This window comes from Dyadobacter sp. UC 10 (assembly GCF_008369915.1).
Taxonomy (GTDB): Bacteria; Bacteroidota; Bacteroidia; order Cytophagales; family Spirosomataceae; genus Dyadobacter.
In genome coordinates this window covers 5,767,490-5,782,977 of sequence record NZ_VSRN01000001.1, presented here as the reverse complement: position 1 = coordinate 5,782,977, position 15,488 = coordinate 5,767,490, and the positions used below count along the sequence as shown (strand labels likewise).

Here is a 15,488-nt window from a genome sequence, read left to right as displayed (position 1 = left end):
TAAATGGGTAAAACTGATCAAAACAAAAAAGGAGTTTCGTTACCGAAACTCCTTATGCTTATCCTTCAATCAGGTCTTTCTTTGGTTTCCTGCCCCTCGGCTTGCCGGTATATTCCGGTTTCGGTTCTGAGCTTGCAATTGCCAGCTCGTAACCTACAACCCCTTCCTGATAATTAAATAGGGTAATCTCAAATGTGTATTTGGTTTTTTCGAAATCCACTCCGCCTTTCTTCAAAATTACGTCCAGTGGAATCGAAAATCCGCGACCGCTTTTGGTCATTGCAAAAGTACCTTCTGCGTCCGCGCTTGGAATCAAATAAAGATATTTCAAAGTCCTCTTTCCTTCCTGAGTTCCAATTCTAAAACGCGTTGCCAGCGGATCAATGTCCAGCTCTTCCAATGTTTTGGGAGGAAGCACCAACTTACCGGTGCCGGAAATATAGCCGGTTGGTTTACTCTGCGCCTTCGCCTTTTTTGTCACAGGAACATTCTCTTCCGGAGAAAAGAACTTGATAGTGTTTGCTTTCATTTCTGATTTTTTATGGGTTACTTATTGATTGTATACCTGCAAAAATAGAAAGGATATGCTCTTATCAAAATCTTTACCAATATTTATATTAAATAAAGGAGAGTAATGAATTTAAAATCATGAATTAGATTAAAATATAACGAATTTTCAATCAGTAATTACCGTAAAATGAGCGCAATTTTTTTTCGGTTCTGTTAAAATCGGGCGGATTTGTAACTGCTTTTTCAATAAAAATTTGAAAACATTCAGGTGCCAAATAGTAATGCAGACTCTATTTCTTCCAAATAATGAGCCTAGTTCTAATTCTTGCGTCTGTTGAAAAATTCAAGTTTCTACTTGTCGCATTTTACCGGTTATTGCAGCAACAATTCCAGCTCATCCAGGAACGCGGCCTGCTTCTCATTCATTTTTTGCCTTGCCGCCTCAAGTGAAAACCAGCCCGCCTTATCTACTTCGGGAAAAGTTTGTTGCCGTCCCGAACGTGGCGGCCATTCTATTTCAAAGGTATTGCTGAAAATACGATGTGCATCTATATTTCCTTCAACGGCCCATGCCTTTACTTCCTTTCCACCCTTTTGCCTGATAGCGGTCAATGCTATAAAATCTCCTGTAATTTCGCTTCCCGTTTCTTCCAGAAACTCCCTTTTTGCAACCGTCAGCGGGTCTTCCCCAGGCGCATATTCGCCTTTTGGAATAGACCAGCTGCCCAAATCTTTTTTTGCAAAAAACGGCCCGCCCGGATGGACCAGCAATACCTCCACTTCCTGCGCTTTCCGGTACATCAGAATTCCTGCACTTTGACTGCCCATATATGAATGTAATTATTATTAATAGCAGATTTACTTTCCAGGGTGCCGCGTAATTTATTCCCGTTTCTTATTTTTGAATAAATCTCCGTAATCCCGACCTGAACTTCATGAAACCGCAGTTTTTTTCCAAATATGAATGGTGGTACCATTTGACCATGATGCCCGTACTTTTCGCGGTAGGCAATTACTATTTTATCGGCCCTTCTTATTTCATCGACACAAATACTTTTTTTATTGCAACAATAATCGTTTTTCTCCTCTACTGGTTGTCTATCATTACACTAACTGTCGCAGTACGCTGGATAATCAGGCGCTACCCGCAATTTGATCAAACTGTCCGGCGGCTAACTATGATGTTACTCATTGTTGGCAGCATCACAATGCTGCTGGCCGTTTTAGATGTGTGGATTTACAGTATTACGCCCGGCCTGCATGTTGCATTTACCTGGGAAAACATCTGGCCGATCATGGCATTGGGTGCTTTTTTTGATGTGTTCCTGGTAGCAATGCTTGGGCTTTTTTATTCATTGGATCAATGGAAAAAAAACCAGGCGGAAAGTGAAAAGCTTGAACGTCTGGCATTACAGCATCAGTTTGATGCTTTGAAAGGACAGGTTAATCCTCATTTTCTTTTTAACAGCCTTAACACATTATCATCACTGATCGGTGAAGACCAGGAAAAAGCGGAGAACTTCGTGGAAGATCTGGCAAAAATATACCGGTATTCCTTGCAGGCAGCGAAAGTAGAACTGGTAACGCTCCATGCCGAGATCGGATTTATGAAAACCTACCGTAGCCTGCTCGACGTCAGGTATGGCCAAAGCCTGTCTATTTTACTACCCGACGAACTTCCTGCCGATCTGCACATACCACCGCTGTCCCTGCAGATTCTGATCGACAATGCAATCAGGCACAACAGCATGTCAGTAACCAAACCGCTTATTGTTGAAATCAGTGTGCTGCGTCACAGGATCAGTGTGCGCAATAATGTGCAGGCCAAAATTCGTCCGATGGGTACCAGCCTGGCAGGATTTGCCGAGCTTAAAGCAAAATATGCGCCGGTTAGCGACCGTCAGATCAGCATGGAGCAGAGTGAAAACCATTTCACCGTCTCTCTTCCGCTGCTGACTGCGCCGTCGCGTGCCAATGCCTGAATGCCGCAAATACAATTCATGCATTCAAAATAACAATTGATGCAAGTCTTATCTGATTGTCCTTTGGCTTTACCTTATTTTTGAGTTAAATAAAATTTAGATTTTTCCCGGTCACACGCTGGCCAGGCAACCATGAAAAAATCAGTTTTTGAAAAATTCGCAGAAGCATTCAGCTTGTCGAGCCGCTGGTCATACGCGCTGACCATGCCGGTGTTCCTGCTATTTTTCAATTATCTTATGATCGGCCCCGGCGTTTTTGCCGACTGGAAAACTTTCACCGGCGCCACACTGGTCAATCTTGCCATTCTCACGGTGACTTTCTCGATCCAGTCGAAAGTGCAGGCGCGCATTGCAAAAAATTATGCAGGGCTTGACCATACTGTGAAAAGGTTATTTGCCTCCATAGGCAGCCATGCAATATTTTCGGCGATTTTCCTCGCCATTGTCGCGACGATTTACCTCAAATACCGGCTATTCGGCTCAACGCTCACAATCAGCACGGTATTCGTCGTTTATTTCTTTAACCTGGGTGCGATCATTCTGGTGATCGGAATCCAGGAGTCTTTTTACGCACTCAGTCACTGGAAGCAGCAGGAAGTAAATAAAGAGAGATTGATAAAGGAGAATGTCAGCGGCCAGCTGGAAGGTTTGAAAGCGCAGATCAGCCCGCATTTCCTTTTCAATACACTGAACTCCCTTTCCACACTGATAGCCGAAGACCCTGAGAAAGCGGAGGAGTTTGTAGACGAGATGGCACGGGTGTACAGGTACCTGCTGCAAACGAACCACGCATCACGCGATGACGATGCGTTCGGGCAGCTCACTACGCTTCAACGCGAGCTTTCTTTTATTGAATCCTACGGGCACCTCCTCAAAACAAGGTACGGCGAAGGGATGAAGCTCTACATTCATGTCGAAGCCGGCTATCTCCAGCACCGGATCCCTCCTATGACCCTTCAGTTGCTGGTTGAAAATGCGGTAAAGCATAATGTAATCCGGGCAAGCAAGCCGCTGACCATTTTTATCCTGAGTACCCAGGAAGGGCAACTGATGGTCCGGAATAATCTGCAGAAAAAAACAATCACCGCAGGTACAGAAAATTTCGAATCCACGCGGGTGGGACTGGTTAATATCATGACCAAATACCGCCTGCTCCATGCATATAAGCCGGAATTGTCCGAACCCGTGATTGACAGCAACCATGAATTTTTTACAGTAACATTGCCATTAATATCCTGAAAGACATCAATGAACGCATTAATAGTAGAAGACGAAGATCTGTCCGTAAGAAGGCTCAGAAAATTGCTCACCGAAACAGCCCCCCACCTTTTGATCTCGGGGGTTACGGACAGCATTCAGGAAACCGTTGAGTGGCTCCAAACTAACCGGGAGGCAAAAAAACCCGACCCGGATCTGATTTTTTTGGATATAGAACTATCTGATGGTCAAAGCTTTGAAATATTCAATCAAACAGAGGTAACCAGCACGATTATCTTCACGACCTCTTACGATGAATATGCTTTGCAGGCATTCAGGCTCAACAGCATTGATTATCTGCTCAAACCGGTGCATCGCGAGGATTTGCAGAGAAGCCTCCAAAAATTCGAAAAAATGAGGACCCAGCCTGAGGTAGACCCGCTGGCAGGAATCAAAAAGCTACTGGAAGATTTCCGCCAGACATCTGCAGTGGAGTACAGGCAGCGGTTTTTGGTAAAACAGGGCCAAAAGATGCTTTCGATCGAGGTAAGCGAAATCGCCTACTTCTTTACCGACGACCGTTACAGCTTTTTCATGACTGATACCAACCAGAAAATGCTCGTAGATTACACGCTCGACGAACTTGCCGAAGCGCTTGACCCATCGCGGTTTTTCAGAATCAACAGAAGTATGATGGTGAGTCACAAGGCAGTGGAGAAAATCGACCCTTATTTCGGTAACCGGCTAGCGCTCACACTAAGGCCCGGGCATAACAAGGAAGCCCTGGTAAGCCGCGAGAAAGTGGGTGACTTTAAGTATTGGATGGGGAAATAGGTTGACGCCAGTTTTTTATCGAAATATTGCTATATTTCCAGTATACTCTTTTTTACTGAAATATGACAAAACTTTCCTTGTTCCATGCCGGCTCAACACGGCTTTTTAAGAATACCTGTAAAGTAATAGCCCTGCTTGGAATGGCAGCATTTACGCAGCGAGACCAACCTACAAAACCCGACGACAGCCGCTTTACTCCTATTGTAGTTTCGGATAATCTCGACGAACCGATGGTTTTCGAAGTACTTCCGGACGGTTCCGTGTTTATTGCGGAGCGAAAAGGGGCACTGAAAAGATATAACCCGGCAACCAAGTCTACCGACCTGATCGCGACCATACCGGTGAATACCAAATATACCAGCGCAGAGGGTGTTAGCCGCGAGGCGGAAGAAGGATTGATGGGGCTGACATTGGACCCTAATTATGCAAAAAACCACTGGATTTACCTCTACTACGCCCATCCTACCGAGAAAAAGCATATTCTTGCGCGTTGGGAGATCAAAGATGAACAGCTTGCAGAGCGTTCCAAGAAAGTGTTACTCGAGGTAGAAACCCAGCGCGAAGTATGCTGCCACACCGGCGGCGGAATGACCTGGGACAAAGCAGGAAACCTTTATCTGACAGTCGGTAACAATACCGGAAACCAGAAAGCGGCCCAGACCGACGAGCGCCCCGGCAGGGCCAGCTGGGATGACCAGGGGCACGCGGGCAATACCAACGATCTTCGTGGTAAAATCCTCAAAATCCATCCTGAGCCAGACGGCACCTACACCATTCCGGAAGGAAATCTTTACCCGAAAGGAACCGCAAAAACGAGGCCGGAGATCTATTCCATGGGCCACAGAAACCCCTGGCGCATTTCTGTTGACAGCAAAACAGGCTATTTGTACTGGGGTGAAGTAGGCCCGGATGCAGCCGAAGATTCAGAGATCGGCCCGATGGGTTATGACGAACTGAACCAGGCCCGCAAGCCCGGAAACTTCGGATGGCCGTGGTTTGTAGGAAATGATCAGGCATTCCCGGTTTACGACTATGCGGCCAATAAGCCGCTAGCCCGGAAAGACCCTAAAAATCTCATCAATACCTCGCCCAATAACACCGGTTTGCAGGAACTACTTCCGACCGCGCCGAGCTTCATTTATTATCCTTACGGGATTTCGGAAAAATTTCCGATGGTAGGCTCGGGATCCCGCAGCGCTACTGGCGGACCGATTTATCACCGGGCCGACTTCAAAGCACCAAAGCGACCGTGGCCAGCTTATTATGAGGGTAAATGGATTGCCGCAGATTTCTCCCGCGGCTGGATTATGGCCATTTCTATGGATTCAAAAGGCGACTATCTGTCGATGGAACGCGTTGCGCCCAACTATCACCCGGTGCAGCCGATCGATATCAAATTCGGGCCAAACGGGGATCTGTATGTGTTGGAATATGGCAGTAACTGGTTTAAAAAGAGCGACAACTCCCGGCTGATCCGGATTGAATACAATGGCGGTAACAGGAAGCCGGTCGTGCAGGTATCGGTGGATAAAAAGGGAGGTACCGTGCCCTTCCAGGCCAAATTATCTGCCGAAGGAACGAGGGATTTTGACGGAGATCCATTGAAATACAGCTGGAAAATAATGGGCCCGGGTGGCACGATAAAGACCTACACTACCGAGCATGCGACTGCAAGCTTTGACAAACCTGGAATTTATACGGCAAATCTGGTAGTCACAGATTCGAAAGGCGCGAGTAACAGTCAATCTCTCAAAATCATTGCCGGTAACGAGCCACCGAAAGTAGCCGTCAATATTGAAGGGAACCAAACCTTTTTCTTTGCAGGCAAACCCATTCCTTACAGCATCGACGTCGCCGACAAGGAAGACGGCAGCCTTTCCGACGGCAAGATCAGTCCTGACCAGGTAGCTGTAAGCATCGATTACGCATCCGAAGGATTTGATTATGCCGAGGTAATCCAGGGCCAGCGGAGCGTGGATGCCTCAACGCAGTTCGCAGTGGCACAGGTACTTATTGGCAAAAGTGATTGTAAAGTATGCCATCAGCCAAACACCAAATCCATAGGCCCTTCCTTCGCTGACATTTCGAACAAATACAAAGGCAAACCGGGCGTGACCGAAATGCTTGTGAAAAAAGTACTCGAAGGCGGTTCCGGCGTTTGGGGCGAAGTAGCAATGGCCGCCCACCCTGCCTTGCCGGTAGCCGACGCAGAGGTCATCGTGAAATACATCCTCAACAGCACCGACAAAACTTTGAGCACGTTACCGGTAAAAGGAGAATACACCCCCAAAATTCCCGCACGTGACAATGGAAAAGGTACCCTGCTTATCCGGGCGGCATTTACCGACAGAGCTGTAAGCGGCAGCAAGGCAGTACCGGCACAGACTACGGAAGAAATGATCATTTTAAGAAATCCCGAGCTGACCGTTTCCGATGCAGCCACAGTGAAAGGAGCGGAAATGAAAGCGATTGGTTCCCAGGGCGCAGGGTTTCTGGCGATGGCTTTTGCCAACAGTTTCATGACTTTCAAGGAAATCGACCTCACCGGAATCGATAAGCTTGAATTTGCGGCTGCGGCTCAGAAACGGGAGGGCGCCGTTGGTGGGACCATTGAAGTAAGGCTCGACAGCCCAACCGGTACTTTGCTTGGCAAAGAGGAGGTGGAAGTTGCGCCCGAACTGAATATGGCGAAAATCATGGCCGATCTCGAAAACCAAAATAAAAACCTGCAACCTGGTGAAAAACCGAAGACTTTCACGCGCCCGGTTCGCAAGCCGGTAGTTGTGAAAATCGAGCCGACCAAAGGCAAACACGACCTGTATTTTGTATTTAAAAATGACAATGCACAGGCGATCGAACCTTTGATGTCGGTCACTAAAATCAAGTTCCAGCAATAAATCGTAAACTCATACCATCAGGGAAAAGTGATCAGCCAGGTCGGCGTTAATACCCGGCCTGCTGCGCTTTTCGTGAGGCAACGTGTAAAACCCCGCCCTGATCTCTATACCACGTTCCTTTTTCTCAACTGTCACTTTGAGAAAACCGTGCTTGGTGTCACAGTGATTTTCCAGGGTTACTCCGTCAAATAGTGCATTTTCTGATGTAAACCGCGGGTCAAATGTAGTAGCTACCGGATGCAGCTCATCATAACCGCCACCCCCTGCCACTACAAACGGGACATTCCTGCCGTCGGGGTACGTTTTGGAAAACCGCTGGTAATTGTGGACGTGCCCGCTGAAAACCACGTCGGGACGTACACCTGCTTCTTCAAATGCCTTATCCAGAAAATCGATCATATATAGGCTTGATCCGTGGTTGACATCCGCTGAATAGGGCGCGTGGTGAATGCACAAAATGATCGCCTTGTCAGGCCGCTGCCGGTCCGCAGCTTTCAGCTCGTCAATCAGCCAGCTTCGCTGTTCGGGTGTGATCAGGCCGAATTTCGTCACGTTTCCATACATGCCGATGATATTCGCCAGGGGTGTTACCAGCGTCCAGTACACATTGGGCTGCACCATACTCTTCCGTACTGCGTTATTACTGAATGCAACCGTTTGTGATTCAGCCGTGCAGAACACTGCTGAAAATGGCTCCAGGCTCTTATAAGGAGTTCTCCCATAAGGATTTACATCACTGTCATGGTTTCCCGGAATCGCGAAAATAGGACCGGGATATTTCTGAAAAGGCTCAAAAAACTGCCGGTGATACTGGCTCGCTTCCCCAAAATTGTAAACAATGTCCCCCAAATGATACAGGAACCGCGGCTTGTCTTCGGTATCGTCCTGAGCCTCATACTGCTTGACCATCTCGGCAACAACCAGCTTCTGAAAATCAGGGTTGTAGACACTGCCGGTGTCTCCCAGCATGTGAAAAACAAGTTTATCGGGATCCACCTCTGGTAATACATTTTTGAGCGGAAGGTGGTAAGGATATTCGCCCACAGGACTGGGCAACGGTTGGAATTTATAAGAATCGTCGGGTTGGTTTTTCTTTAAAACCGGGGTGGTGTGCTTTTCAGGCCAGTAAGATTTCATCATGAGTAACGGAGTTCGATACTCATTTCAACACGAATCCGCCGATTTTAGTTGGGAAAATCAGGTAAAAATCAGCCTGGGAGATTTTAACATTTTTTAACCCAATACCATAACTAAAAATACCGTTATTGCTGTATGTTCTAACTTTTACCAAACAACGCAATCATAATGAAAGCATTAACTGTACTTTCCGCCTGTCTGTTTTTTTGTATCACGAACGCCTTCGGGCAGACCAATGACCAGAAAATAGGTTACGTTGACCAGCAGCACATTCTTGAAAACATGCCCGAATTCAAAAAACTGAACCAGGAAATCGTGGTGAAAGGGGAACAATACGACAAGATCCTGAAAAGTAAGTATGACGAATTCAAAGTTAAATCTGACGCATTGGAAAAGCTGGCCTCATCCAGCGCAGACCAGGCGATCCTGCGCGACAAGGCTTTGGAACTGGAAAATCTGAAAAAGTCGTATGAAGATTTCGAAGCCAGCTCGATGAACGAGCTTCGGTCATACTATTCCAAAAAATTTGAACCGATTAAACAAAAAGTGAACGAGGCGATCGTTTTCGCAGGCAGACAAAACGGGTATGCATTCCTGCTGCGAATGGACCTGAACCCGAATGGCGGCGATATCTGGCCGGTTGTGCTTTACGCAAAAGATTCCACGAACAACCTGACCTCTGATATTATGAAAAATCTGGGTATCAATGCCGCAGCAGCCTCCACCAGAAAAACCGGCCTGCCGCAGGTTTTACAGCGGAAGTAAAAAACGTCCGGCTAACTAAAACGGCCTTCCTGAAACCAGGGAGGCCGTTTTAGTTAGCCGGGATCAGAAATAATTGAGGAGACGCGAAGCAAACACTACGCCTCATCCACTATTTAATAGAATACCAATCCCTCAGCCGCACATCGATCGCCTTATCGCCTTCATTCACTATTTTTTTGAATGCCTCAGTATCGCTCAGTCCGTTCTGGCCGCGGTAGTGATAAGGATAAACGATCTTTGGTTTGAAATCGAGTACAGCCGAAGAAGCTTCCTTGATATCCATGGTATACGGCAAATTCATGCAAACGAATGCGGCATCGATATTTTTTAGCGCCCGCATTTCAGGAATACCCGAGGTGTCGCCGCTGATATACACGCTTTTGTCACCGAATTTCAGCACATACCCATTCCCCCTTCCCTTCGGATGCCGCGATTCCGCCGATTCGGGCAGGTTGTACATCGGTATAGCTGTGATCGAAATATCCAGTTTGCTGATAGTTTGACCGTTTGCGACCGGTACGGCTTTTTCCTTCATTTTATCAGACATTTTTTCAATAACCGCCGGCGGGGCTACAATAATCGCTTTTCCAAGATCCAGCTCGCCCAGTGTAGCAGCATCAAAATGGTCGCCGTGAATGTCGGTGATCAGGATCAGGTCTGGGGCTGCAATGCCCTGAAACGTTTTCGCACCACCGTAAGGGTCTGCGTAAATCGTTCTCCCGTTCCAGGTAAGCGCCATCGTTGCATGGTTGAGCGGCTGGATATTCAATGGTCCTTTGGACGTTTTCAAAGCATCCGCAGCGGGCAGTTGCGCCCGGCAAATGGTCACCGTGAGCAGTAATAATAGTGTCAGTTTCGTTTTCATTTTCTTGTCTGGGAACGTTTCAGAATGTCTGCTGGAAACATGATATTAGGCATTTTTTTGCCAAATTAATTGCCCGCTGAAATGATTTCTGACAAAAGTCATTTTTCTACCTTACCCAACTCATCCGTTATCCTCTCTCATCGCACCAATTTTGAGGAAGGAATAACAGTTTCTGACGATGAGCACCTTTTTATTTTCCAAAATAGATACCCAAACTTCACATACCTGCTACCATTGCGGTGAGGAATGTAAGCATGAAGTAATTCACAATGACGATCATACTTTCTGCTGCGAAGGCTGCGTACTGGTTTATGACCTGTTGAAGGAGAGCGACTTATGTCGCTATTACACGATCGGCGGCGCGCAGGGCATTTCGCCGGATCCGGGTTTCTACAACGGGAAATTTGACCACCTCGACCTCCCGGAAGTTTCCTCGAAGCTCATCGAATTCACAGACGGGAAGCTGACCGCAGTGAACTGGTACCTGCCCAAAATGCATTGCAGCTCGTGCATCTGGCTGCTCGAACATTTGTACAGGCTCGATCCGGCCGTGCGCAGCTCGGTCGTGAATTTCCCCGAAAAGAAGGTAAGGATCACTTTTGAAGCCAGCCGCATTTCGCTCAGCGCACTTGCCACGCTTCTTACACGCATCGGTTACGAACCTTACCTCAGCCTTGACGACCTGGAAGAAAAGCAAAAACAGAAGTGGAACCGCGTACGTATATATAAGATCGGTATCGCAGGTTTTGCATTCGGCAACATCATGATGCTGAGCTTCCCGGAATATTTTCATTTGGGTCAAAGCAGTTCAGATCAGCATTTGCGGCTACTGTTTGGCTCGCTGAATCTGGCATTGAGCTTGCCGGTACTCTTTTATTGTGCAGCTGATTTTTTCAAATCCGCATGGTCGGCACTGAAAGGGCGCTACCTGAATATCGATGCACCTATTGCCCTCGCATTGCTTTGTGTATTCCTGATCAGTTTGTATCAATTCATTTTTCAAACAGGTCCCGGCTATTTCGATTCATTTGCTGGAGCTGTGTTCTTCATGCTGATCGGGCGGTATTTTCAGGATAAAACTTATGCGGGAATTGCTTTCGACCGCGATTACAAATCCTACTTCCCCGTCGCAGTTTCTGTTTTAAATACAAATGAAGAAACCAGGACGCCAATTACCGAACTGGATAAAGGTGATCACATTCTGGTTCGGAACGAAGAGCTGATCCCTGCTGATTCCGTTTTGAAAAGCGCAAAGGCCTTGATCGATTACAGCATTGTTACAGGTGAAGCCGAGCCCGTGACCTGCAACAAAGGGGACACGATTTACGCAGGCGGCAAGCAAAAAGGAACTGCAATTGAACTGGAAGTTTTACAAAAAGTATCACAGAGCTATTTAACGCAACTATGGAATAATGAAGCATTTAGCAAAGAAAAAGAGGATCCGAACCAAACACTGGCGGGGAGGATCAACCGCTACTTTTCCCTCACTGTCCTCGCTATCGCAGTCGTTACTTTTCTTGTCTGGTTTTTCGTATACAAAAATCATGAAACGGCATTTCTCGCTTTCACCACTACCCTATTGGTTGCCTGTCCCTGTGCGCTGCTGCTTTCGTCTACCTTTACAAATGGTAACCTTTTAAGTCTCTTTGGTAAAAATCGTTTTTATCCAAAAAACGCCCACACGATTGAGCGACTGTCGCATATTGATACGGTTGTTTTTGATAAAACCGGGACTATTACCTTGTCCGATGACGCAGTGATCAATTACACAGGCCGCGATCTGGATATTGATGAACTGACCATTATCAAAACGCTGGCTGTCCAGTCTTCTCATCCGCTGAGCCGGCTGATCGTCAGGCATTTACCGGGAGTTGTAGTAAGCCGCCGCACACTGACGGGCTTTACAGAAGTGGCAGGCAAAGGTATGCGCGCACTCTGGGGAAAAACAGAAGTGAAGATCGGTTCTGCAAGCTGGGTCGGGGCTACTTTGGAAGCAAGCGAAACAACCAGTAATTCAGAGGTTTTTGTGTCGATAAATGAGCAGGTAACCGGTCAATTTACGATCAAAAGTAAGTACCGGGCGGAGTTGGCGGAAACGATTGCTGCATTGAAAAAGGCAGGCATTCAAACCTTCCTCCTTTCCGGCGACAAACCAACTGACCAGGCATTCCTGACCGGTATTTTCGGAGACGCCAGTGCTATTCATTTTGAACAAAAACCGCAGGAGAAGCTCAATTTTATTCACAATCTGCAAAAACAGGGCGCGAATGTACTCATGGTTGGCGACGGATTGAACGATGCCGGCGCACTCCGGCAAAGCGACGTTGGACTGGCGGTTTCAGATGATATCAACAACTTTTCCCCTGCCTGCGATGCAATCGTGGAGGGCGCACAATTGTCGCTGCTGCCTGCTTATATCCGGCTCGCGAAATCAGGACAACGGATTATTAAACAGAGCTTTGCAATTTCGCTTCTGTACAATATCGCCGGACTTTCCTTTGCTGTAACCGGCGCATTATCGCCCGTTATCGCCGCAATTTTAATGCCTTTAAGTTCCATTACCATCGTGGCCTTCACCACAGCCGCGAGCAATATTGCAGCGGACAGCGCAACCCGAAAAGTGACGAAGATCATGAACAGGCGGGTTTGAAAGTCAGGGTTTACGAAACGTCACGCCCGTAGTTTTGACCCATTAATACATTCAGCAGCTTCCAAATGAGCGCCTTATATCTTTTAATTTTTGCCAGTTTAATCGTCGCCCTGGGCTTTCTGGGCGCTTTTATCTGGTCGGTCCGGAAGGGGCATTTCGACGACGATTACACGCCTTCCGTGCGGATCCTGCTGGATGATAATCCCGAAAACGCAAATCCGTAAACCTGAATCACCTGAACAACATTTTACTACCAATTCCTTCCAAATCATGTCAAACATTCCCCACCCGGACCTGGCCCAGGTTGAACTGGACGAATTTCAGTACGACAACAGGATCGTCCGGAATTTCGCCTTTGCTACGATACTTTTCGGCCTGATCGGTATGCTGGTCGGCCTGCTGGCAGCATTTCAGCTCGTATTCCCCAACCTGAACATGGACCTGCCGTTTCTCACGTTCAGCCGTATCCGCCCGCTGCATACCAATGCGGTGATCTTCGCATTTGTCGGAAACGGCTTTTTCACAGGACTTTACTACTCTGCCCCGCGCGTATTGCGCACGCCGATGTGGAGCCCGGTTCTGAGCCGTTTCCACTTCTGGGCGTGGCAGGCGATCATCGTCGGCGCGGCGATTACGCTGCCGATGGGTATTACCACTTCCAAAGAATACGCCGAACTGGAATGGCCTTTCGATATTGCGATAGCTGTTGTGTGGGTTTCCGCGCTGGTTAATCTCGTTATGACCACGATCAACCGCCGCACCGAGCATATTTACGCAGCAGTTTGGTTCTATATCGCTTCTTTTGTAACCGTCGCGATGCTGCACGTGGTGAACAGTATTGCCTTGCCGATTTCGCTTTTCAAAAGTTATTCTGTGTATGCAGGTGTGCAGGATGCGCTGGTGCAATGGTGGTACGGACACAATGCGGTCGCGTTTTTCCTGACCACGCCGTATTTAGGATTGATGTATTACTTTTTGCCAAAAGCAGCGAACAGACCGATTTATTCTTACAGACTTTCTATTGTCCACTTCTGGGCGCTGATATTCCTGTACATCTGGGCAGGGCCGCACCATTTGCTTTACACCGCATTGCCCGAATGGGCGCAAACGCTCGGGACCGTTTTTTCAATCATGCTGATCGCGCCTTCCTGGGGCGGGATGATGAACGGGTTGATGACGCTCCGCGGTGCCTGGGATAAAGTAAGGGAAGATGTGGTACTAAAATTCATGGTCGTGGCGATCACGGCTTATGGAATGGCTACTTTCGAAGGCCCGATGCTTTCCTTAAAAAACGTCAACGCGATCGCCCATTACACCGATTGGATCGTGGCGCATGTGCACGTAGGCGCACTTGGCTGGAACGGATTTCTGACTTTCGGTATCCTTTACTGGCTGTTCCCGCGCCTTTACAACAGGCCCCTATATTCTCAAAAAGCGGCCAATTTCCACTTCTGGATCGGTACCCTCGGGATCATTTTCTATACGGTACCGATGTACTGGGCTGGCTGGGTACAGAGCGCCATGTGGAAGGAATTCACACAGGAAGGTTTACTCAAATATCCTAACTTCCTGGAAACGGTCACCCAGCTCGCACCGCTCTATTTCCTCCGCAGTGTAGGTGGTACCTTGTATATCATCGGGTTTGTAGTGATGATCTACAACCTCTGGATGACGGCGCTGAAAGGAAATCTTTCGGAAACGGAAACGGCTAAAGCGATGCCGCTGAATGCGATCTGGCACGCGCCGAAAAGTGAATACTGGCACCGACGCATTTTTGAACGCAAACCAATGGCGCTCACTATTTTCTCCCTGATCGCCGTCGCAATAGGCGGGATGATTGAAATGATACCTACGTTTTTGATTAAATCCAATGTGCCTACGATCGCCAGTGTAAAGCCTTACACCCCGCTGGAATTGCAGGGAAGGGATATTTACGTACGGGAAGGCTGCTATGTTTGTCACACGCAGATGATCCGCCCGTTCCGTTCCGAGATTGAAAGGTTTGGGGAATATTCAAAATCCGGCGAGTTCGTTAATGACTACCCGCATCAATGGGGCTCCAAACGTACCGGCCCCGACCTGCACCGGATTGGCGGAAAGTATCCCGATTCCTGGCACTATAACCACATGGAAGATCCCACAAGTATGTCGCCGGGTTCCATTATGCCGAGATATGGCTGGTTGCTGGAAAACGACCTGGATACCAGCAGCACCAAATCGAAGATCACCGCGATGCAGCAGCTCGGTGTTCCTTATGCAAAAGGATTTGAAAACGAGGCGAATGCAGACCTGCACCGGCAAGCGAAGCAAATCCAGGAAAGCCTGAAACAAAGCGGCATCAAAACCAGCGATAACAAGGAGATCATCGCATTGATCGCATATATGCAAAGGTTGGGGACGGATATTACACGTAAGGAATAGCAGGAACGGGAGGAAAGGGACGACATGGAGGAAGGGGAGTGCGTTGTCGTTATTGGTTAAAGTTGTTCGGAGTGGATCGGGGTAGTTTGGGATTGGTGTTTAGTTGATAATTCCTCCCTCCTCCCTCCTCCCTTCTCCTTCCTCCCTTCTCCTTCCTCCCTTCTCCCTCCTCCTTCCTCCCTTCCCTCCCTCATTCAATCATTCATCGCACCGGCGACCCGGTCATTCAC

12 protein-coding genes are annotated in these 15,488 nt (G+C 47.8%); 8 read left to right on the top strand and 4 right to left on the bottom strand.

Annotated features, from left to right (window positions below; genetic code table 11):
• Positions 1-58: 58 nt before the first annotated feature.
• Complete coding sequence (locus FXO21_RS23945; RefSeq protein ID WP_149642445.1) at positions 59-529, bottom strand: hypothetical protein; 471 nt, start codon at positions 527-529, stop codon at positions 59-61.
• 353 nt (positions 530-882) lie between these two features.
• A complete protein-coding gene (locus tag FXO21_RS23940) occupies positions 883-1,338 on the bottom strand; it encodes an NUDIX domain-containing protein (RefSeq protein WP_149642444.1) in 456 nt (151 codons plus the stop codon).
• Positions 1,339-1,445: 107 nt separating this feature from the next.
• On the opposite strand from FXO21_RS23940, the gene FXO21_RS23935 reads away from it, so the two are divergent.
• The 4 genes from FXO21_RS23935 to FXO21_RS23920 all read left to right on the top strand — a co-directional run bounded on the left by FXO21_RS23935 (position 1,446) and on the right by FXO21_RS23920 (position 7,420).
• The gene (locus FXO21_RS23935; protein ID WP_225865839.1) at positions 1,446-2,492 is read left to right on the top strand and encodes a sensor histidine kinase; all 1,047 of its coding nucleotides are present in this window, start codon (positions 1,446-1,448) and stop codon (positions 2,490-2,492) included.
• Positions 2,493-2,624: 132 nt separating this feature from the next.
• On the top strand, positions 2,625-3,731 hold the full coding sequence (locus tag FXO21_RS23930; protein ID WP_149642443.1) for a sensor histidine kinase: 1,107 nt from the start codon (positions 2,625-2,627) through the stop codon (positions 3,729-3,731).
• Positions 3,732-3,740: 9 nt separating this feature from the next.
• Positions 3,741-4,523 (top strand): LytR/AlgR family response regulator transcription factor, encoded by a 783-nt coding sequence (locus FXO21_RS23925; RefSeq protein ID WP_149642442.1) that lies wholly within the window; start codon positions 3,741-3,743, stop codon positions 4,521-4,523.
• A gap of 62 nt (positions 4,524-4,585) precedes the next feature.
• Positions 4,586-7,420, top strand: coding sequence for a PQQ-dependent sugar dehydrogenase (locus FXO21_RS23920; RefSeq protein WP_149642441.1), 2,835 nt, complete (start codon positions 4,586-4,588; stop codon positions 7,418-7,420).
• Positions 7,421-7,429: 9 nt separating this feature from the next.
• On the opposite strand, the gene FXO21_RS23915 is transcribed toward FXO21_RS23920, so the two are convergent.
• Positions 7,430-8,560, bottom strand: coding sequence for a metallophosphoesterase family protein (locus tag FXO21_RS23915; protein WP_225865838.1), 1,131 nt, complete (start codon positions 8,558-8,560; stop codon positions 7,430-7,432).
• Positions 8,561-8,725: 165 nt separating this feature from the next.
• On the opposite strand from FXO21_RS23915, the gene FXO21_RS23910 reads away from it, so the two are divergent.
• Positions 8,726-9,322, top strand: a complete 597-nt coding sequence (locus FXO21_RS23910) for an OmpH family outer membrane protein (RefSeq protein ID WP_149642440.1) — start codon at positions 8,726-8,728, stop codon at positions 9,320-9,322.
• A gap of 109 nt (positions 9,323-9,431) precedes the next feature.
• On the opposite strand, the gene FXO21_RS23905 is transcribed toward FXO21_RS23910, so the two are convergent.
• Positions 9,432-10,187: an MBL fold metallo-hydrolase gene (locus FXO21_RS23905; protein WP_149642439.1), complete on the bottom strand. Its 756-nt coding sequence runs from the start codon at positions 10,185-10,187 to the stop codon at positions 9,432-9,434.
• Between the two features lie 178 nt (positions 10,188-10,365).
• Here FXO21_RS23905 and FXO21_RS23900 point away from each other — a divergent pair, with 178 nt between their 5' ends.
• The 3 genes from FXO21_RS23900 (at position 10,366) to ccoN (ending at position 15,258) form a co-directional block, all read left to right on the top strand.
• On the top strand, positions 10,366-12,837 hold the full coding sequence (locus FXO21_RS23900; protein WP_149642438.1) for a heavy metal translocating P-type ATPase: 2,472 nt from the start codon (positions 10,366-10,368) through the stop codon (positions 12,835-12,837).
• A 65-nt stretch (positions 12,838-12,902) separates the two neighbouring features.
• The gene (ccoS, locus tag FXO21_RS23895) at positions 12,903-13,061 is read left to right on the top strand and encodes a cbb3-type cytochrome oxidase assembly protein CcoS (RefSeq protein WP_149642437.1); all 159 of its coding nucleotides are present in this window, start codon (positions 12,903-12,905) and stop codon (positions 13,059-13,061) included.
• A gap of 46 nt (positions 13,062-13,107) precedes the next feature.
• Positions 13,108-15,258, top strand: a complete 2,151-nt coding sequence (gene ccoN, locus FXO21_RS23890) for a cytochrome-c oxidase, cbb3-type subunit I (protein ID WP_149642436.1) — start codon at positions 13,108-13,110, stop codon at positions 15,256-15,258.
• Positions 15,259-15,488: the final 230 nt, after the last annotated feature.